Here is a 17,827-nt window from a genome sequence, read left to right on the forward strand (position 1 = left end):
TCACAAGCGCCGTCTGGCATGTTAGTCTCGGCTTAACCGAAGAGGTTCAACAGGGCCGCAATGGACCCTATCACTCTCCCGGCATATTCTCCGATGGTGCCCGTCCGCCGACCCCATAATGCTGCGCTGGCGCTGTTTGCTGGGCTCATCCTATTATTGGCATGGGGTGGCGTCGCGATATCGCGCGGTAACGGATACATCGCGCCCTTGTGGTTGGCCAACGCCGTCCTTGCCGCGACCATCCTGAAGTCGGGCTGGCGCAACGCCTCGTATTGGGTCACCACAGCCTTCGCAGCCTTGTGCCTTGCCGCCATCTTGAACGGGGACCCGCCGTTATTTTCGCCCGTGCTCGCCGCAGTCAATTGTGCCGAGGCGATCGGCGGCAGCTGGCTGCTGCTGCGGTGGCAGAAGCACGTGCCCGACATGGCCGACTTCCGCGACCTGCTGCGCTTCGCGCTGTGTTGCTGCGGTATCGCCCCGGCTTTGTCGGGGGTGGTGGCAACGTTCTGGCTGGATCCGCACGACTTGCTGCTTGGCCTGTCGATTTGGCGATATTGGTTTTTCGCCGATAGCCTGGGCATGTTGATTGGCGGACCGATCGCGTTGGTCGCGATCGACACCTGGAGCCAACGCCGCAGCCTTAAGCGAGAGCGCGCGTGGGAGATCGCGGCCATTCTCTCGGCAAATGCCGTGGTGGCGGCGTTCGTCTTTTTTCAGCCCGCCTATCCGATGTTCTTCGTTTCCCTGCCCTTGATCATTCTGGCCTCGTTCCGCCTGGGGGTTCCCGGGGCTGCCGCCGCGATCACGGTCGTGGGCATCATCGGGACGGTGGGGACACTGTCGGGGCTCGGCCCGGCGTACATGATCGGCGGGACGCTGGCGACGCGCGTCCATCTGCTGCAACTGTTCCTCGCCGCGTGTTTCGGGATCAGCCTGCCCTTCGCGGCGGCGATCGCGGGACGCGAGCGCATACGCCTGGAACTGAAGCGCAGTCGCGACTTTTCGGAAACGCTCGTTTCCTCGATGCAGGAAATCGTGTTTCGGACCGATGCCGAGCGGCGCTGGATCTTCCTCAACCCCGCCTGGGAAACGATCACCGGCTACAGCGTCGCCCAAAGCCTCGGACGATCGACAACCGAATATCTTTTGCCTGAAGACCGCGCCCAAGGTGACGTCCGTTTCAGCAAGATCATCAGCGGCGAGGTGACCGAGGCAACCCTGCGGCAACGCTTCTTCAACGCAGCGGGTGAGTGCCGCCATATCGAGACGATGCTGCGTCGCCTTGCCGAGCCTGACGGCAGCTTTGCCGGGACGATCGGCACCATCCGCGATATCACCGAGACGGTCGCCACACAGTATGCGCTGACCGAGAGCGAAGCCCGCTTCCGGCGCCTGGCCGAAACCGCGCCGGTCGGCATTTTCCGAGCAGGGGCCACCGGCGGGCTGACCTATGTCAACCGCGCCTGGGCCGACAAGGTCGGGCTCAGTATGGAGGACGCGCTCGGCAACGGCTGGATGCGCGCCCTGGTCGACCCAACCCCCTTTATGGAACAGCCTGCCTGGCAAGACTTCAAACCCGGCGACGTGCGCATTCGCGACAATGCCTTTCACGGAGCGGACGGGCGGGAATTGTGGTTCCAGACCGTCAACAGCCCCGAATTCGACGAAAACGGGGCGCTGACCGGCTTTATCGGCGCGATCATCGACATCACCGAACAACGCCAGTCGCGGATTGCGCTCGCCGAGAGCAAGCGCTTGTTCGAAACCCTCGCCGACCTTTCCCCGGCTGGCATTTTCCGCACCGATACCGAGGGGCGCATCACCTATGTCAATCGCGCCTGGATGGAATTTGCCGGCCTGAGCTACGAACAGTCGATGGGATATGGCTGGAGCAAGGCGATCCATCCGGACGATTTGCCGCGCGTTTCCAAGACGTGGAACGAGGCCGTGCAAGGTGCCCAAAAAGTGCGCATGGACTTTCGTTTTCTGCGCGACGGGGTCGAGCGCTGGGTCGAGGTGCTCGCCGTCAACGAATATGATTCGGACGGAAAGCGGATCGGTTTTCTGGGCGTCGACATCGATATCACCGAGCGCAAGGCCGCAGAAGCCGCCCTCGCCGCGAGTGAGGAGCAGCTCCGCCTGCTCGCCGAAAACGCCACCGACGCAGTGTTCCGCCTGTCGTTGGACGGGGTGTGCCTCTATGCGTCGCCATCGTTCCGGCACATGCTCGGGATCGATCCACAAAGGCTGATCGGGCAAAAAATCCTCGTCCGTTTTCATGCCGAGGATGCGGATGCCGTCATGGCAACGCACCGGGCCCTCGCGGCGGGAGAAATGGAGCGATCGGTCACGACCTTTCGGTGGGAATCGCTCGAACACAAAGGAAAATGGTTCTGGCTGGAGGCCAATAGCGGGTTGGTGCGCGACCCCGAGACGCACCAGCCGCTCGAAATCATCAGCTCGATCCGCGACATTACCGTGCGCAAGCAGCTCGAGTTCGACCTCGATTCGGCAAGGCGTCATGCCGAGGTTGCCGCCCAGGCGAAATCGAGCTTCCTCGCCAATATGAGCCACGAAATTCGCACGCCGATGAATGGCGTGCTTGGCTTTACCGATTTGCTGCTCGCGGAAGACCCCCGCCCCGACCAGCAACAAAAGCTGCAGATGATCGCCGAATCGGGGGCGGCGATGATGCGCTTGCTCAACGACATTCTTGACCTGTCGAAGATTGAGGCGGGGCATGTCACACTGGCGCACGATCGGGTCGACCTGCGCCATCTCGCCCGCAGCTGCGCCAAGCTGATCCTGCCGATCGCGATGCGCAGCGGGCTGGACCTGCGGACGGAAATCGCCGACGACGTTCCCAATATGGTGATCGGCGACGGGCTGCGGCTGCGCCAGATTATCCTCAATCTGCTGGGTAACGCCGCGAAATTCACCGAGCACGGCGCAATCACGCTCAGTGTCGCGATGGTCGACGGCGATGTCGCCATTTCGGTTGGCGATACCGGCATCGGCATCGCGCCCGACCGCCAGGCCGCGATCTTCGGCGAGTTCGTCCAGGAAGACAGCTCGACCGAGCGCCGATATGGCGGAACCGGGCTTGGCCTGTCGATTTCGTCCAAATTGGCCAAATTGATGCAAGGCTCGCTGTCGTTGTTCAGCGCGGTCGGGATCGGAACGACGATCACCTTGCGCGTGCCCTTGCCGGCGGCACCCCACACAGCCCCCGCGATCAAGCCCACACCCGCTGCGACCTTGCCGCCCGTCCCCGGCGCGCGCGTGCTGGTGGCGGAAGATCATGAGGTCAACCAGCTCCTCATAAAGGCAATGTTGACACGTCTGGGCTATGATCCGGTCATTGCGCGTGGCGGTATCGAGGCCGTCGCGATGGTGCAGGATGCCGCGACACACGGGAATCCGTTTGGATTGGTACTGATGGACATGCAGATGCCGGATATTGACGGATTGGTCGCCACCCAGCGCATTCGCCAAGGCGGCATTGCCCCCGCCACGCTGCCCATCATCGCACTGACGGCCAATGCCTATGCCAGCGACATCGAGGCCTGTCGCGCGGCCGGCATGCAAGACCATCTGGCCAAACCCGTTCGCCTTGCAGCACTGGACCATGCCGTGCGGCGCTGGGCCATCCCGCCTGCAAAAGCGCCGACAGAAACCCCGCTTCCCGCAAGCGCAGACCCCGACCTGATCGCGCAATTCGAAGCGCGTGTGCAGCGCACCTTCGCCGCCATCGACATGGCGCTCGGAGAGAGCGACGGGCCGACGCCCGACCCGAAACAGGCGATCGACGCCGTGCAGGAGGCCTTGCACCTGCTCGCGGGGACGGCAGCGTTCTTTGGGAAAGCGGAACTGGGCACGATCGCGGCCGATCTCGACGATCAACTCGGCGCCGGGTACCATGTCGGGACCGCGGCCTTCTTGCAGGCGGCGCGCGCGCATTTACGGGCTGCTGCAGCAGAAAGGGTGTAAGATGGCAACGATCGTCATGGTCGACGATGACGAACTGCTCTGCGCCATCGTTGCCCGAACGCTGGCACCGCTTGGCCACACGGTCGTCGCGGTGCGCGACGGGGATGATGCGGTCGACGTACTGTGGGAATGCGGCCCTGATCTGGCGATTCTGGATTGCGCCTTGCCCGGCAAGACCGGCCTCGCCATTTTGCGCGAGATCCGCCAATCGGCGATGTTCCAGACGCTGCCGGTGCTGATCCTGACGGCGCGGCGCAGCGAATGGCACGCGAAGCTCGCCATGGAAGCCGGGGCCAATGACTATGTCCGCAAACCCTTTAATCCGGGCGCATTGATCGACAAGATCGAACACTTACTGGCAACCACACCCCCAGTCGAAGATGACGGATCGCTGATCGACAAGGCGCGCCTGGCGGATTTACGGGCTGCGGTGGGGTATGCGCAGGCCGACACGCTGCTCGCAATGATGGCGACCGACATTGTCGAGCGCACCAACCGCATCGCCGCACTGCTGGCCGAGCAGGATTTTCCCCGCGCGGTTACGCAAGCCCATGCGCTCCGCGGCGCGGCGGACGGGATCGGCGCGCTCGACCTTGCCCAGCAGTGTCGCGAGATCGAACGTCAGGCGGAACGATCCGCCGGGCCGATTACCGCCTGCGCGACCGCCACCGTAGCGGCGATCGAGCAGCTCCGCCGTCAGGCCGCTACATCAAGCGCCTGAAGCGCCAGGATCGCCTGTGTCCGGTTGGTGACGTGCAGTTTCTTGAAGATCTGCGCGAAATGCGTCTTCACCGTGGTTTCCGCAATGCCGAGTTCATAGGCGATTTGCTTGTTCTGGCTGCCATCGGCCGCAGCGCGCAGCACACGGAACTGCGCCGGCGACAACTCCCCGATCAGCGACGGCGTTTCGACCGGATCGGCACCCTCCAGCATTTCCGGCGGAAACGACGTTTCGCCCGACAGCAAGGTCGCGATCGCCTTGACCATCGCCGACATCGGTTCGCTTTTGGGGATGAAGCCGCTGGCCCCTTCCTGCGCCGCGCGCCGCATGAGCGCGGGCTGATCGCTGCTGGTGACGATCGCGATTTTCGCCTGCGGCTGCAACCGCCGCAACATCAGCAAGCCCGCCAGACCCTGCACATCCGGCAAGCCAAGGTCGAGCAGGATCAGATCGAACTTGCGCTCCTGCGCCAGGGCGGTCGCATCGGAAATGGTGCCGACCTGGTCGATCGCGATCCCGGGTTCCACCTGCTGGGCGGCCATTCCCAAGGCGGTGGCGCACATCGGATGATCATCCGCAATCAAAATCGTTCGAGCCAAGCCGTGTCTCCCCTGCTTCTCCGCCGTTGGCGGTGCCCCCTCAACCAGTGCCCCCCACCAGCAGACGGCCTCTACGAGAAAATTACTACCGAACTTCAAGACATTCAAACGATGTTAGCGCAAATTTTTATGGTGCGTCAGGTCAAATATTACGGATTGACGCGGGATGAAATATATTTGCCGACATGATAGCGGTTCCGGGTGAGCAGCCTTTCCTCAAAATGGCGCGCCGGTAACGGACCGTCGATCGGCATGGTGCTAGCGCTCCTGCTCGTCCTTGTGGTGCATGGCGCGCTCTTTTGGCCCGGAATCCTCACCTGGGACGCCATTCGCCAATATGGTCAGGCGCTTAGCGGCCACTATGACGATTGGCACCCGCCCGCGATGAACTGGCTGTGGCGGCAGCTGCGCACGTTTGGAGCCGGGCCCGCGCCGATGCTGCTGCTGCAACTCGGGCTGTATTGGTGCGGCACGCTGCTATGGCTGCGCGCGGCGGGGCGCGGCCGCCCGCGCGCCGCGCTGGCGATTGCGGTGCTGGCGGTGTCGCCGGTCGCCCTGGTGCTGATGGGCACGGTGTTGAAAGACAGCCTGTTTGCGGGCGCGCTGCTGCTGGCAAGCGGCCTGATCGCGACGGCGCGCGCCGGGGAACGCTGGCGCAGGATCGTCGCCGCGATCGTGCTGGTCGCAGCCGCCACCTTGCGCTTCAACGCCGTGCCCGCGTGCCTGCCGCTGCTCGTGCTGGCGGCCCCGGCGGCGTGGCGGCGGACGCTGCCACGACTGGCGATGACCAGCGTGCTGGCGGCGATCCCCTTGGCGCTCGCCCTGCCGCTCGCCAACGCCGCGTTGCACTCGACCCGTAGCGGGGTGGAACTGTCGCTGGTCATTTACGATCTCGGCGGCATTGGGCGGTTCAGCGGGACAAACGTGTTTCCCGCGACCGGTGTCGCGGATCCCGTGGCGGTCAATGCCGACTGCTACACGCCGGTGTCATGGGATCGCTACGCCTGGTGGGGGGCGGAGCCGTGTGCGATCGGCTTCACCAACCTGCGCGCGCCGCTCAAGGCCGGGCACGGGCCTTATGCCTGGTGGGGCGCGGCCGTGCTGGCGCATCCGCTGGCTTATGCCGAGCATCGCCTCGCGCATTTCAACAGCAACACGCGGTTCCTGGTACACGATGCCGATTTGCCGAGGCTGTCGCTTGCCTCCGATCCCAATACCTGGGGCTTCACGCTCGCGCCCAATGCCGCGCGCGATGCGGTGGCGGCGGCGGCGCAGGCGGTGCTGCAAACGCCGTTCGGCTGGCCGGTGTGCTGGCTGGCGCTCGGGGTCGGGCTGCTGGTGCTGCGGCCAGCGGTGCGGACGCTCGACCCGGCGGCGGCGATGGCGTGGTCGGCGGTGCTGTACGGCTTCAGCTATCTGCCGCTGAGCGTGGCGTCCGAAGTGCGCTATCATCTATGGACAATCGCCGCCGTCGGCATCGCCGCCGCGCTGACGCTCCCCCGCGCCGACGTACGCGCGCTGCCGCGCTGGCGGTGGGCGCTGGCGGGGGTGCCGTTGGCGGTGGTGGCGCTGAGTGGGGTGGTGGCGCGGGTTTCGTAGTGGGTCGATAGGGTGTGTCAGGAGTGAGCAGACACACCGAGAGCGGCGTCACCGTTGCGCCTGCGACTGACATTGAGATGCTGGTCCGCGCCGTGTTGAAGTGGCGCAAGATCGCGCAGGGCTGACATGGCATCGCCTCGCGCACTCCTTGCCCGTGTCGCGCGGTTGGAGCAGGTAAAGGTATCGGCGGTGGTGCGCCTAATTGGTTCGATTGAGCAATTTGAGGCGGATATCTTGGCGGGAATAGGAACGGCTCACTCGATAGCAGAGACATGCCCGTGGTGTTGGCTTCCGTGAAACGCTGGGCGCGCACTGAGAGCTAATAAATGTTACATCTACCAAATCATCGTAGAACAGCAAGATATAGTGTGTTGACAAAGCATCGAGGATGTTAACCATTCTATAGCTTCAGACTGGACGCGAATCGGCGAGGTGTAGGATGCTCAATGCTGGTAGCCCGGAATGGGCAATATGGCACGTTAAGGCTATTGGTCTCCCGCGGCTAATTGACGATCTTGATCGTCTAGAAAAGACTGGTTACCCTGAGTCTAAGTGTAAAGTCGTTAAGGGCGCTTTGAGCCAGGTGATAAAGGTCACTGAAGAGGCAACGGAATCCTACTGGCGACCCTGCGTATCATCTGACCTGCAGAAATATAAAGATATCTACGAAAAGTGGAATGACAGAGGTGAGGGGGTGGACCTCGTTGACCGAGCGCACCGGCGAAAGTGCATATCCGATATGCGGGAAGTCAGAAAGAGAATGAGCAATAGTCTTAAGAAGGAGCGTCAAAAACGCGAAGATTCAGCACAGGGTGAATTTGGCACAGATGCCGATAAGACTGTGGCCGTTGGGATATATGCCGAATTTGCAAAAATTGTTGAGACTCATCCTGATACTTTCCCAGGGCTAAAGGCCGCTGTCACTCGGTTCAAGAGCTTATCGATATAGAATTATGCTCGGTACGGCGATGCTGAATTTTTCAATTCAGTACTTTTAAGCTTATTGTAATCTAAAAACTCTCTCACACTTTTCCATGTATCTTCTCTATAGTTTACTGGTCCAATCCATACCTCGGGAATTAGTTTTTGCCAATCCGCCGACAGGTCTATTTCGAGGTATGGAATTAATAGTGCTCCCTTTGTTCGATATATCACATTGGGAACCCCAGTAGATGCGACCTTTGCAATCAGTCTGCATTCTCTCTCTTCGATAAATGTAGTATTTTTTGAAGTAATAATGCAGGAGACAATGTTGTCCTCTGCTTCTTCCAAAATCGACTTTACGCCGGCGGAATTTGGGTTTGAGGACAGGCGAGCTTTTGCTCTTTTTAGGCAATCTTCGAGCGACCTAATGGTTTCGTCTTGGTCGTAGCGAACTGTGTTCAAGCTCAGATTTGTGTTTTTTTCGAGTATGCCCGCATTAAAGCCGATAGATATTCCAGGGCCACCACTTCCATATCCGCGCCATTGGCTTAACTGATCGGGCTGATCGCAGAAGCAAGCAGCAAAGCAAGTGATCTCCCGTTCGGCGAGTTCATCGACGAGATCTCGAAGGCGTGAAGAATACGCAAAATCAGCGTTTTCGCTGAAAAATATGTCTGACAAGTGAGTCAGCCATTGCTGGCCTGACTTTACCTCCATGTAATCGTTCAAATATCTAATATCAGATACCCAAAGGCGCTTCTTTTCTATTATGGATTTGAACCCTTCAAAGGGAGTGTAATGGTATATGACTCTCACTGACATCTCACCCCTCGCGAGGGTTGCGGTAACTTTGGCCGCAAAGCGGTCTAGTTGGCCCCTAACGCCTGATATTGTTACACATCCGTTAGACTCATCGCAAACATAGAAACGGGCAGCTTTCGCTGCCCGCACAACCCGTTGCAAATATTCTATAATCTGGTCGGGGCGACAGGATTCGAACCTGCGACCCCCACACCCCCAGTGTGATGCGCTACCAGGCTGCGCTACGCCCCGACCGAGGGGGGCGCGTCTAGGCTGACGCGCGCCGCGATGCAAGCCACTTCCGCGCGAACACCCGTTATTGCTTGATCTGGCCGAGCGGCAGCAGGCGTTTGGCCAGCGCCTGGATCAGCTTGGCGTCGCCGCCCTGCACCACCGCCGCCAGTTGCACGGCGTGGCGCTGCAGGATTCGGTCGAGCGGCGTCGGCGTGCTGCCCTTCGCGGCGCGCGCGAGCAAGGCGGCGGCCCCGGCATCGGTGCCGTCGATGGCGAGTCGCAGCATCCCTTCCAGCGCGGGGAACAGCGCCCGCTCCCCACCGAGCGCGATTGCGCGGTCGAGCGACTCGAGGCCGTCGGCCTTGCGCGCACCCAGCGCGCCGCGCGCCATCAGCGTGCCGAGCGACACCACAGCGTTGAGGTGCCACGCCCCCAGCGCCGCCTGCGCCTCGGCATCGCGCGGGTTGCGGCGGGCGATCGCCTCGAACTGGTCGCGCGCGGACAGCGCGTCGGCGCGGCTGCGGGTGAGCTTGGCGCGGTAGCTCGTCGCCATCGCCCGCGTCATAAGCGCATCGGCATCGGCCGGGGAGCGCGCGAGCGTCGCCACCGCCGCCGCTTCGACGCTGGCAATCTGCGCCAGCGCCGACGCTTTGTCGCGCGCGAAGAACGCGGTCTGGGTGAGCGCCTCACGCCCGTTCGGCACCTCTGCCGACACCGGGGCGGCCACCGATGCCGCTATCACAACCGTCGCAGCCAGCCGCATGCTCATCGCGATTTCCCTCCCGTCGCGGGGTGCGCTATTCGCCGCGCAGCGTCCGCAAGAATGTGGCGTCCCACGCCTTCACGCTGAAATCAACAATGGCGAAATCGCCAAGCGCGCGGCCGAACGCAATTTGGTGCGCCGCCTCACCATGCGCCGCCAACGCCTCGACCGAAGCCCAGCGTTCGGAAATATGCAGCAAGTCCGGATCGGCGACATCGACCGCAAAGGCATAGAGCTCGCATCCCGCTTCGGCGCGGACCTTTTCGACATGCGCCGCCAGCAAGCCGGTCATCTTGGCCAGATCGCCAGGTGCCGTCTTGATATGCCCCATTACGATGATCGTCATGTATCTGTCTCCAACCGGCATGTTGCGTGAACGCACATGAGATGATAGCGCCCGCCCCTTGTAACGAGGTCGCAAGATCTCGCCATCCCCGCGTGCCACGATGCGCAGGCGGGTCCAGCTTTACCAAGGTAGCCCATGTTCGCCACCCCCGCCTTCGCTCAGACCGCCGGTGCCGCTGCGCAGCCCGATGGCATCCTTCCGATGATCGTCAGCTTCGCGCCGTTGCTGCTCGTCTTCGTCGTGTTCTACTTCCTCATCCTGCGTCCGCAGCAAGCCCGCGCCAAGGCGCAGGCCGCCGCGATCAACGCGGTGAAGAAGGGGGATTCGGTCATCACGGCGGGCGGCGTGCTCGGCAAGGTCACCAAGGTCGAGGACAAGATCGTCGAGGTCGAAATCGCGCCCACGCTGAAGATCAAGGTGGTCAAGGCGACGCTCGCCGAAGTCACCCCGCTTGGCACCGCCAAGCCCGCGAACGACTGATCCGATGCAGGATTTCCCGCGCTGGAAGGTCATTTCGATCCTGGGGTTCCTCGCCTGCCTGATGGCCCTGGCGATCCCCAGCTTCCTGCCCGATTCGGTGACCGATCGCTGGGGCGGCTTCCCGCACCCCAAGGTCAATCTCGGGCTCGATCTTGTAGGCGGCAGCTATTTGCTGCTCGAGGCCGACACCAAGGAACTGGTCAAGAACCGGCTCGAGGCCAAGCGCGAGGAAATCCTCAACGACATCAACACCGCGACTCCGCCGATCCAGATCGGCGACATCTCCACCGACGGCGGCAAATTGAGCTTCCTGCTGCGCGACGTGCGCCAGCTCGATGCCGCGCGCGAATTGCTCAACAAGCATATCGGCGGTGCCGGCATGACCGGCCAGCGCGATTGGGATCTGAGCGTCATTGACGGTCAGCGCATCGTGATGACGCCGACCCAGGCCGGCATCACCCAGGCGGTCAACACCGCCATGTCGACCGCCACCGACGTGGTCCGCACCCGCATCGACAAGCTCGGCACCAAGGAGCCGACGATCGTCCGCCAGGGCAACGACCGCATCGTCGTGCAGGTGCCGGGATCGAAGGACCCCAAGGCCCTGCAGGAATTGCTCGGCAAGACCGCCAAACTCGAATTCAAGATGGTCGATGACACGCCCTATGTGGCGGGCGGCATCGTCCCCGCGGGCAGCCAGGTCCTGCCCTATCCCGAAGGTGGGCCGCAGGCGAAGATCCTGGTCAAGCGTCAGGCGATCCTGACCGGCGACCAATTGGTCAGCGCCAGCCAGGGCTTCAAACCCGATTCGACCGAGGCGATCGTCAATTTCGGGTTTAATGCCGAGGGCGGCCGCAAGTTCGCGCGGATCACGCAGGATTATACCGGCAAGGCCTTCGCCGTCATCGTCGATGGCCAGGTGATTTCCGCGCCGCGCATCAACACGCCGATCCTGGGCGGCTCGGGCTATATTGAGGGCCGCTTCACCGTCGAATCCGCCAACAACCTCGCCATCGCGCTCAGCTCGGGCAAATTGCCGATCACGCTGAAGGTGATCGAGGAACATAGCGTCGGTGCCGATCTCGGCGCGGATTCGATCCACGCCGGCATCCTCGCCTCGTGCATCGCGGTCGCTTTGGTCGTGGTGTTCATGATCGTCACCTACGGCCGCTTCGGTTTCTATGCCGATTATGCGGTGATCATCAACGTCGTGGTCATCATGGGCGTGCTGGCGTTGCTGAACGGCACGCTGACGCTGCCGGGCATTGCCGGTTTCGTGCTCACGATCGGCACCGCGGTCGACGCGAACGTGCTGATCAACGAGCGTATTCGCGAAGAACGCCGCCGTGGCCGCAGCGTGATCCAGTCGGTCGAATTGGGCTATAAGGAAGCAAGCCGCACGATCTTCGAGGCGAACGCGACCCATGCCATTTCGGGCCTGATCATGCTGCTGCTCGGCTCGGGCCCGGTCAAGGGCTTCGCGGTCGTGCTGCTGATCGGCATCGTCACCTCGGTGTTCACCGCCGTTACCTTCACGCGGATGCTGGTCGTGTTGTGGATTCGCAAGAATCGCCCGACCGAAATCAATATTTGATCGGCCAGACATATGCGCCTGCTGAAACTCGTTCCTGATAACACCAACCTGCCATTCGTCTCGCTGCGCAAATGGGCGTTCGGGCTGACGCTGCTGCTGTCGATCGCAGCCATTGGCATCGTGCTTGCGCGCGGCCTCAATCTTGGCGTCGATTTCCGTGGCGGCCTGATGATCGAGGAAAAGTTCGATACGCCGCCCTCGGAGGACATGCTGCGCACCACGATTGACCGGCTCAATCTGGGCGAAGTCCGTCTGCAACGCATCGGCAATGACGGCAAGACCATGTCGATCAAGCTGCCCCCGCCCAACAGCACCGACGACGGCGCCACCAACCGCATCGTCGCGCAAGTGCAGGCGGCGGTGACCAAGCAGTTTCCCGACGCCAAATTCTCCAAGCAGGACGTCGTCGGCGGCAAGGTTTCGAACGAACTGATCGGCAATGGCATCCTCGCGGTCGTGCTCGCGGTGATCGGCATCGGCCTGTTCGCGGTGCTGCGCTTCGAATGGCAGTTCGGCGTGTCGACCGTCGTCGCCATCGTCCACGACGTGCTGATGACGCTCGGCTTCTTCGCGCTGACCTGGTTTGAATTCGACCTCAACATCGTCGCCGCCGTGCTGACGATCATCGGTTATTCGATCAACGACAAGATCGTCATCGATGACCGTATCCGCGAGAATATGCGCCGCTATCGCAAGATGGATATGGCCGGCATTGTCGATCTGTCGGTCAACGAAACGCTGCCGCGCACGGTCATGACCTCGGTTACGATCCTGCTCGCTTTGTTCGCGCTGCTCATCTTCGGCGGCCAGGTGCTGCGCGGTTTTACTGCGGCGATGATCCTCGGCATTTTCGTCGGCACCTATTCGTCGATCTACGTGTCGTCCTCGCTACTCATCTCGCTCGGCCTGCGTCCCGATCCCAAGGTTGACGACGCCCCCGTCGCCGGAACGCCCAAGGTCGGCTGATGCGGATCGAACGCGAGCGCGGAGTCGGCCCGATCATCACCGGCTTCTCGCAAGGCGGGTTTAAGGTCGAAGCCGACGCGTTTCGCGGGGTCTATCGCGCGCTGCTGATCTGGCCCGACGGGTCGGACGAATGGGCCCCGCCCGCGCTCGACGCGCTGAACGCAGAAGCGGTCGCGCCGTTGCTGGCGATCGATCCCCGGCCGGAATTTCTGCTGCTCGGCACTGGTGCCACCATGCATCGCCCCCCGCCCGCCTTCGTCCGCGCGCTGGAGGCGCAAGGGGTCGGCGTCGAGGCGATGGACAGCCGCGCCGCCGCGCGTGCCTGGGCCGTGCTGCGCGGCGAGGGCCGTCAGGTCGCAGGCGCGCTCTATCCGCTTTGACGAGCGCGCGGGCGGCGTTATCCTGCCCGTAAAACGCTTGGGGGAGAGTCGCGTCATGACGATGAGAGTATATCTGGCCGCCGCTATGGCCCTGGCCGCTGTCCCCGCTTTCGCCAGCGCGCAAACCGCCGACACGCCGCCTGCCGCCGCTGCCGCGCCCGATTATGGCAAGCCCGAAAGCTGGCTGTGCCGCCCCGGCAAGGTCGATCCGTGCGACGCCAACCAGGATGCGACGATCATCAAGGCCGATGGATCGCGCAGCACCGAGAAATTCTCGGCGACCACCGATCCGAAATTCGATTGTTTCTACGTCTATCCCACCGTCTCGAACGATCCGACGCCCAATAGCGACATGGTCGCGGGTCCCGAAGAGGACTCGGTCGCCGCTTTCCAGGCCGGGCGCTTCGCCAAATATTGCCGCGTGTTCGCGCCGCTCTATCGCCAGGTGACGATCGCGGCACTCCGCGCGAAGCTGATCGGCAAGCCCGACACGTCGGACCGGGCGATGGCCTATCACGACGTCAAGGCAGCGTGGGAGGAGTATCTCGCCTACGACAATCACGGGCGCGGCGTCGTGCTGATTGGCCATAGCCAGGGCGCGGGTATCCTGAAAAGCCTGGTCGCCAAGGCGATCGAGGGCACGCCGGCGCAGCAGCAGATCATCTCCGTGCTGATCCCGGGCACCACGGTCGCGGTGCCGGAGGGCAAAGACGTAGGCGGCGATCTGCAATCGACACCGCTCTGCCACACCGCCAAGGATGTCGGCTGCGTTGTCAGCTACGTCACCTTCCGCGCCGATGCGCCGCCGCCCGCCAACAGCCATTTCGGCTTGGTCAGCGAGCCCGGCATGGTCGCGGCCTGCGTCGATCCGGCGGCGCTAACCGGCGGTGCCACCACCGACGCCTATCTCGGCGCGAAGGGCGCTGGCATGAGCAGCTTGCCGATGGGGCCGTGGACGACCGATGGCGCGCCCGTCACGACTCCGTTCGTCAAGGTGCCGGGCCTGCTCAGCACCGCCTGCGCCAGCACGGGCAAGGTCCATTATCTGGCGCTGACGATCCACGCCCAGCCGACCGACAAACGCACCGGCACGATCGTCGGCGACATCGTCTATGGCGGGATGACGCTCCGGGACTGGGGCCTGCACTTGATCGATATGCCGGTGGTGATGGGCAATCTGGTCGAGCTCAGCAACCTCCAGGCCAAAGCGTGGTTGGCCAAGCACCCGGCGTCACCGGCGGGCTGACACCAGCCCGGCAAGGTGGTCGTAGAGCGCGGCGGTATTGGCCGCCCAGGTAAAACGTTCCGCGCCACGGCGGACATTTTGCGCGCTCGGCGGATTGGCGAGCACAGCGCCAATCGCTTCTGCAAAAGCGGACGCGCTGCGATCGACGATGCGGCCGAGGGCGGGCTCGGTCACCACCTCCGCCGCCCCGCCTGCGCTGGTAATGACAATGGGCGTTCCGCAGGCCAGTGCCTCGACCCAGGCATTGGCGAGCCCCTCCGATGCTGACGCCAGCGCCATCACATCCGCCGCGCCGAGCAAGGCGGGGAGATCGCCATGCGGGACGCTGCCCAACAGCCGCACACGATCCGCGAGGCCAAGCGTCGCAATCTGCGTGGTGAGAGCGGCGCGCGCGGTGCCCTCACCCGCGATCAGCAGTGTTGCGCCGGGCAGCGAGGCCATCGCCTCCACCACCACATCATGGCCCTTGCGCGGGATCAGTGCGCCGAGCGAGACGATCAGCGGCCCCGTAACTCCATAAGCCGCTTTGGCGGCGGCGCGATCGCGGGGCCCGAAGCGATCGAGATCGACCCCGGTATGGTGCACCCGAATACGCGACTCTGTCAGGCCAAGCGCCACCATGTCGCTGCGCATCGCCTGCGACACCGCGAGCAGCCCGTCCGCCGCCTGCCCCGCCGCAATCACCTGCGCGGCCGTCGCGGACGCACGCCCCCAATGATGGATGTCTGCGCCGCGCGCCTTGATCGACACCGGCACGCCGAAATGGTGCCCGAGCGCAACCGCTGCAGGACCATCGGGAAAGAAGAACTCGGCATCGATCACGTCGAACCGAAACTCGCGGCGCAGCGCGGTGAGCATGGGTGTCAAGCGCCGCACCATCGCGCCCGCATGAAACCGCCCGCCGGTGCCGGGCAGCGCGAGAAAGCGCGGGCGGCGGATGTTGAGGCCCTTCCACGTCTCGCGCTCGGGCAAGGCCGCAAGTGGTGCGTAATGCTCGTGCCGCGCAAGCGGCCAGGGCGGCATCCCGAGCGGTGCCACCACGCGCAGATCGACATCCGGGTGCGCCGCCAGCCCAAGCGTCTGCCGTTCGACAAACACCCCAAAATTGGGCCGCGACGCATCGGGAAACAGCGTCGAAAGGGTCAGCACGCGCAGCATAAGCGCGCTGTAGCGCGAAAGGCTTACCGTTTCCCTCCCCGCCAGGGGGAGGGAAAGACGTCAGATGCGCGTGTCGCCCGGATAGGCCAGCAACAGGTCGCTGCCGACCTCAGCAGCGATTTCGCAGCGACCGGTCAGCGTCAGGCATTCGCCCGCTTGCCACGCAACACCGTCGACCACACCCGCGCCCGCCACGGGCACGAGCCACGCCGTCACCCCATCGGGCAATGCGATGACGCGGTGACCGCCGGCAAAGCGCTCGACCACGAATTTCGGCCCTTCGGCCAGCACCTGATGATCGCCGCTATCGGGAGCGGGCGTGGGCAGCGGCACGAACGGCACCGGGTTCGACACCGCGACACCCGCATCGAGATGGAGCTCCCGGTCGCTGCCATAATCATACAGGCGATAGGTCAGATCGACATTCTGCTGCACCTCGATCACGGTGATGCCAGCCCCGATCGCGTGAATCGTCCCGGCTTGCGAATAATAGAATTCGCCCGCCTTGACCGGCTTCCAGTCGAGCAGATGCGCGATCGAGCCATCAAGCGATGCCGCGCGCAGCGCCTCATGCGTCATCGGTTCCAGCGTGCCGAGCGCGATCGTCGAATCGGGCTCGGCTGCCAGAATCAGCCATGCCTCGTCCTTGCCGCGCGGATAGCCCGCTGCCTGCGCGGCCGCATCGTCGGGGTGAACCTGCACCGACAATTTTTCGCTGGTGAACAGATATTTGATCAGCAGCTCGGGCTCGCCCGCATGCGGCGTTTGGAACCACACTTCGCCGACCTTTTCCCCACCCGGTGCCGGATTGGCAAAGCCGGGCCACAATTGCGTGCGACCCCAGGGCTTCTCGACGCGTTTGGTGGCAAGCAAGGTGGCGGTCACGGGGGTACTCCAATCGAATCCGGAAGTGGCAACGCTCCGATAGCGCGAAGCGATCCGTAATGAAAACGCGCCGTCGCAAGCACCCCGACGAAAAGGATTGTTCGCGCCTCGGGGGTTAGGCTAAGGCTTACGGCGATGCGTACCCCCCTTACCCGCTCGCCCCTTTTCCGCAGCCTCGCGGTCGGCCTGATTGCCGCGACTGTGCTCACCTCCACGGGGTGCGCGCGCAACCGGACCAAGGGCGATATTCCCTATGTCGCGCGCGACGTCGGCACGCTGTATACGGCGGCGAAGAAGCGGCTCGACAATAAGGAATATAAGCTGGCGGCGGCATTGTTCGACGAAGTCGAGCGGCAGCACCCTTATTCGGTATGGGCGCGCCGCGCGCAGTTGATGAGCGCCTTCAGTTATTATCTCGCGCATGATTACACCGCCTCGATCCAATCGGCACAGCGCTTCATCTCGGTCCACCCCGGCAACCGCGATGCCGCATACGCTTATTATCTCGTCGCGCTCGGTTATTATGAACAGATTAGCGACGTCACGCGCGACCAGAAAATCACGCAGCAGGCGTTGGATGCGCTGGGCGAGCTGACGCGCCGCTATCCCAACACGCGCTATGCCGCCGATGCGCGTTTGAAGATCGATCTCGTGCGCGACCATTTGGCCGGCAAGGAAATGGAAATCGGTCGCTTTTACGAAACGCGCGGCCAATGGCTCGCCGCGACAATGCGCTTCCGCAAGGTGGTCGATGACTATCAGACGACCACGCACGCACCCGAAGCCCTCATGCGCCTGACCGAAACCTATCTCGCGCTCGGCGTGCCCGACGAGGCGCGCAAGGCCGCCGCCGTGCTGGGGGCCAATTATCCCGGCACGCAATGGTATAGCCGCGCGTACAAATTGTCGGAGGAACACCCCCCCGTCGCGGTCGCGGCGATCGCGCCGGGCCAGTTGATCGTGCTACCGGCCGACAAATCGCTTCCCGACAAGCCCATCAAGACTCGCGAGCCGAAGCGCGACGCGCGCGCTTTGCCGCCCACGGGCGGATCGTCGACCAACCCTGGCAACCCCAATCCGGGCAGCTGAGGCTCGACCAAAAAGAACGATACCGGAACATCGATTGTTCGGGTAAAGCGGG

The 17,827-nt window shown here is 63.2% G+C and carries 16 protein-coding genes and 1 tRNA gene; 10 read left to right on the forward strand and 7 right to left on the reverse strand.

From position 1 onward, the window contains the following. Positions 1–60 precede the first annotated feature (60 nt). Complete coding sequence (locus tag ON00_RS06575) at positions 61–3,990, forward strand: PAS domain S-box protein (RefSeq protein WP_154651285.1); 3,930 nt, start codon at positions 61–63, stop codon at positions 3,988–3,990. A 1-nt stretch (position 3,991) separates the two neighbouring features. Beyond that, positions 3,992–4,711: a response regulator gene (locus tag ON00_RS06580; protein WP_010404212.1), complete on the forward strand. Its 720-nt coding sequence runs from the start codon at positions 3,992–3,994 to the stop codon at positions 4,709–4,711. Here the strand turns inward: ON00_RS06580 and ON00_RS06585 are convergent. Next, positions 4,687–5,310, reverse strand: a complete 624-nt coding sequence (locus ON00_RS06585; RefSeq protein WP_029622493.1) for a response regulator transcription factor — start codon at positions 5,308–5,310, stop codon at positions 4,687–4,689. The genes ON00_RS06580 and ON00_RS06585 overlap by 25 nt on opposite strands. 201 nt (positions 5,311–5,511) lie before the next feature. On the opposite strand from ON00_RS06585, the gene ON00_RS06590 reads away from it, so the two are divergent. Further along, positions 5,512–6,909 carry a hypothetical protein gene (locus tag ON00_RS06590; RefSeq protein WP_245535537.1) on the forward strand — a complete coding sequence of 466 codons (1,398 nt, stop codon included), beginning with the start codon at positions 5,512–5,514 and terminating at the stop codon, positions 6,907–6,909. A gap of 439 nt (positions 6,910–7,348) precedes the next feature. After that, positions 7,349–7,858 (forward strand): hypothetical protein, encoded by a 510-nt coding sequence (locus ON00_RS20865; RefSeq protein ID WP_169313324.1) that lies wholly within the window; start codon positions 7,349–7,351, stop codon positions 7,856–7,858. A 2-nt stretch (positions 7,859–7,860) separates the two neighbouring features. Here the strand turns inward: ON00_RS20865 and ON00_RS20105 are convergent, their stop codons facing one another. From ON00_RS20105 to ON00_RS06605, 4 genes are all read right to left on the reverse strand, one after another. Next, a complete protein-coding gene (locus ON00_RS20105; RefSeq protein WP_169313325.1) occupies positions 7,861–8,562 on the reverse strand; it encodes a DUF2971 domain-containing protein in 702 nt (233 codons plus the stop codon). 247 nt (positions 8,563–8,809) lie between these two features. Beyond that, positions 8,810–8,886 (reverse strand) — tRNA-Pro (locus ON00_RS06595). A 64-nt stretch (positions 8,887–8,950) separates the two neighbouring features. After that, complete coding sequence (locus ON00_RS06600) at positions 8,951–9,637, reverse strand: hypothetical protein (RefSeq protein WP_010404221.1); 687 nt, start codon at positions 9,635–9,637, stop codon at positions 8,951–8,953. A gap of 28 nt (positions 9,638–9,665) precedes the next feature. Continuing rightward, positions 9,666–9,977, reverse strand: a complete 312-nt coding sequence (locus ON00_RS06605) for a putative quinol monooxygenase (protein ID WP_010404224.1) — start codon at positions 9,975–9,977, stop codon at positions 9,666–9,668. Between the two features lie 135 nt (positions 9,978–10,112). Between ON00_RS06605 and yajC the strand changes: the two genes are divergently transcribed. From yajC to ON00_RS06630, 5 genes are read left to right on the forward strand one after another with little or no spacing between them, the layout of a single operon-like run. Continuing rightward, the gene (gene yajC / locus ON00_RS06610) at positions 10,113–10,457 is read left to right on the forward strand and encodes a preprotein translocase subunit YajC (RefSeq protein ID WP_010404227.1); all 345 of its coding nucleotides are present in this window, start codon (positions 10,113–10,115) and stop codon (positions 10,455–10,457) included. A 4-nt stretch (positions 10,458–10,461) separates the two neighbouring features. Then, positions 10,462–12,051, forward strand: coding sequence for a protein translocase subunit SecD (gene secD, locus ON00_RS06615; protein ID WP_010404228.1), 1,590 nt, complete (start codon positions 10,462–10,464; stop codon positions 12,049–12,051). Positions 12,052–12,063: 12 nt separating this feature from the next. After that, positions 12,064–13,017, forward strand: a complete 954-nt coding sequence (gene secF, locus ON00_RS06620; protein WP_010404230.1) for a protein translocase subunit SecF — start codon at positions 12,064–12,066, stop codon at positions 13,015–13,017. After that, on the forward strand, positions 13,017–13,397 hold the full coding sequence (locus ON00_RS06625; RefSeq protein WP_010404231.1) for an Mth938-like domain-containing protein: 381 nt from the start codon (positions 13,017–13,019) through the stop codon (positions 13,395–13,397). Before secF ends, ON00_RS06625 begins: the two co-directional genes overlap by 1 nt. A 55-nt stretch (positions 13,398–13,452) precedes the next feature. Beyond that, positions 13,453–14,643, forward strand: coding sequence for a DUF3089 domain-containing protein (locus tag ON00_RS06630; RefSeq protein WP_010404233.1), 1,191 nt, complete (start codon positions 13,453–13,455; stop codon positions 14,641–14,643). Here ON00_RS06630 and ON00_RS06635 read toward each other — a convergent pair. After that, a complete protein-coding gene (locus tag ON00_RS06635; protein ID WP_010404235.1) occupies positions 14,629–15,801 on the reverse strand; it encodes a glycosyltransferase in 1,173 nt (390 codons plus the stop codon). The two genes, ON00_RS06630 and ON00_RS06635, sit on opposite strands and share 15 nt — an antisense overlap. Before the next feature lie 60 nt (positions 15,802–15,861). Beyond that, positions 15,862–16,686 carry a class I mannose-6-phosphate isomerase gene (locus tag ON00_RS06640; RefSeq protein WP_010404237.1) on the reverse strand — a complete coding sequence of 275 codons (825 nt, stop codon included), beginning with the start codon at positions 16,684–16,686 and terminating at the stop codon, positions 15,862–15,864. Between the two features lie 135 nt (positions 16,687–16,821). Here ON00_RS06640 and ON00_RS06645 point away from each other — a divergent pair, with 135 nt between their 5' ends. After that, a complete protein-coding gene (locus ON00_RS06645) occupies positions 16,822–17,775 on the forward strand; it encodes an outer membrane protein assembly factor BamD (protein ID WP_010404239.1) in 954 nt (317 codons plus the stop codon). The last annotated feature ends 52 nt before the right edge of the window (positions 17,776–17,827 follow it).

The sequence above is a fragment of the Sphingomonas echinoides ATCC 14820 genome, from assembly GCF_000241465.1.
Classification (GTDB): Bacteria; Pseudomonadota; Alphaproteobacteria; order Sphingomonadales; family Sphingomonadaceae; genus Sphingomonas; species Sphingomonas echinoides.

Bases quoted from the DNA above. Each gene is read 5' to 3' on its own strand.
- ON00_RS06575 (WP_154651285.1), top strand. From the start codon at position 61: ATGGACCCTATCACTCTCCCGGCATATTCTCCGATGGTGCCCGTCCGC.
- ON00_RS06580 (WP_010404212.1), top strand. From the start codon at position 3,992: ATGGCAACGATCGTCATGGTCGACGATGACGAACTGCTCTGCGCCATC.
- ON00_RS20865 (WP_169313324.1), top strand. From the start codon at position 7,349: ATGCTCAATGCTGGTAGCCCGGAATGGGCAATATGGCACGTTAAGGCT.
- ON00_RS06600 (WP_010404221.1), bottom strand. From the start codon at position 9,637: ATGAGCATGCGGCTGGCTGCGACGGTTGTGATAGCGGCATCGGTGGCC.
- ON00_RS06605 (WP_010404224.1), bottom strand. From the start codon at position 9,977: ATGACGATCATCGTAATGGGGCATATCAAGACGGCACCTGGCGATCTG.
- yajC (WP_010404227.1), top strand. From the start codon at position 10,113: ATGTTCGCCACCCCCGCCTTCGCTCAGACCGCCGGTGCCGCTGCGCAG.
- secD (WP_010404228.1), top strand. From the start codon at position 10,462: ATGCAGGATTTCCCGCGCTGGAAGGTCATTTCGATCCTGGGGTTCCTC.
- secF (WP_010404230.1), top strand. From the start codon at position 12,064: ATGCGCCTGCTGAAACTCGTTCCTGATAACACCAACCTGCCATTCGTC.
- ON00_RS06625 (WP_010404231.1), top strand. From the start codon at position 13,017: ATGCGGATCGAACGCGAGCGCGGAGTCGGCCCGATCATCACCGGCTTC.
- ON00_RS06630 (WP_010404233.1), top strand. From the start codon at position 13,453: ATGACGATGAGAGTATATCTGGCCGCCGCTATGGCCCTGGCCGCTGTC.
- ON00_RS06635 (WP_010404235.1), bottom strand. From the start codon at position 15,801: ATGCTGCGCGTGCTGACCCTTTCGACGCTGTTTCCCGATGCGTCGCGG.
- ON00_RS06645 (WP_010404239.1), top strand. From the start codon at position 16,822: ATGCGTACCCCCCTTACCCGCTCGCCCCTTTTCCGCAGCCTCGCGGTC.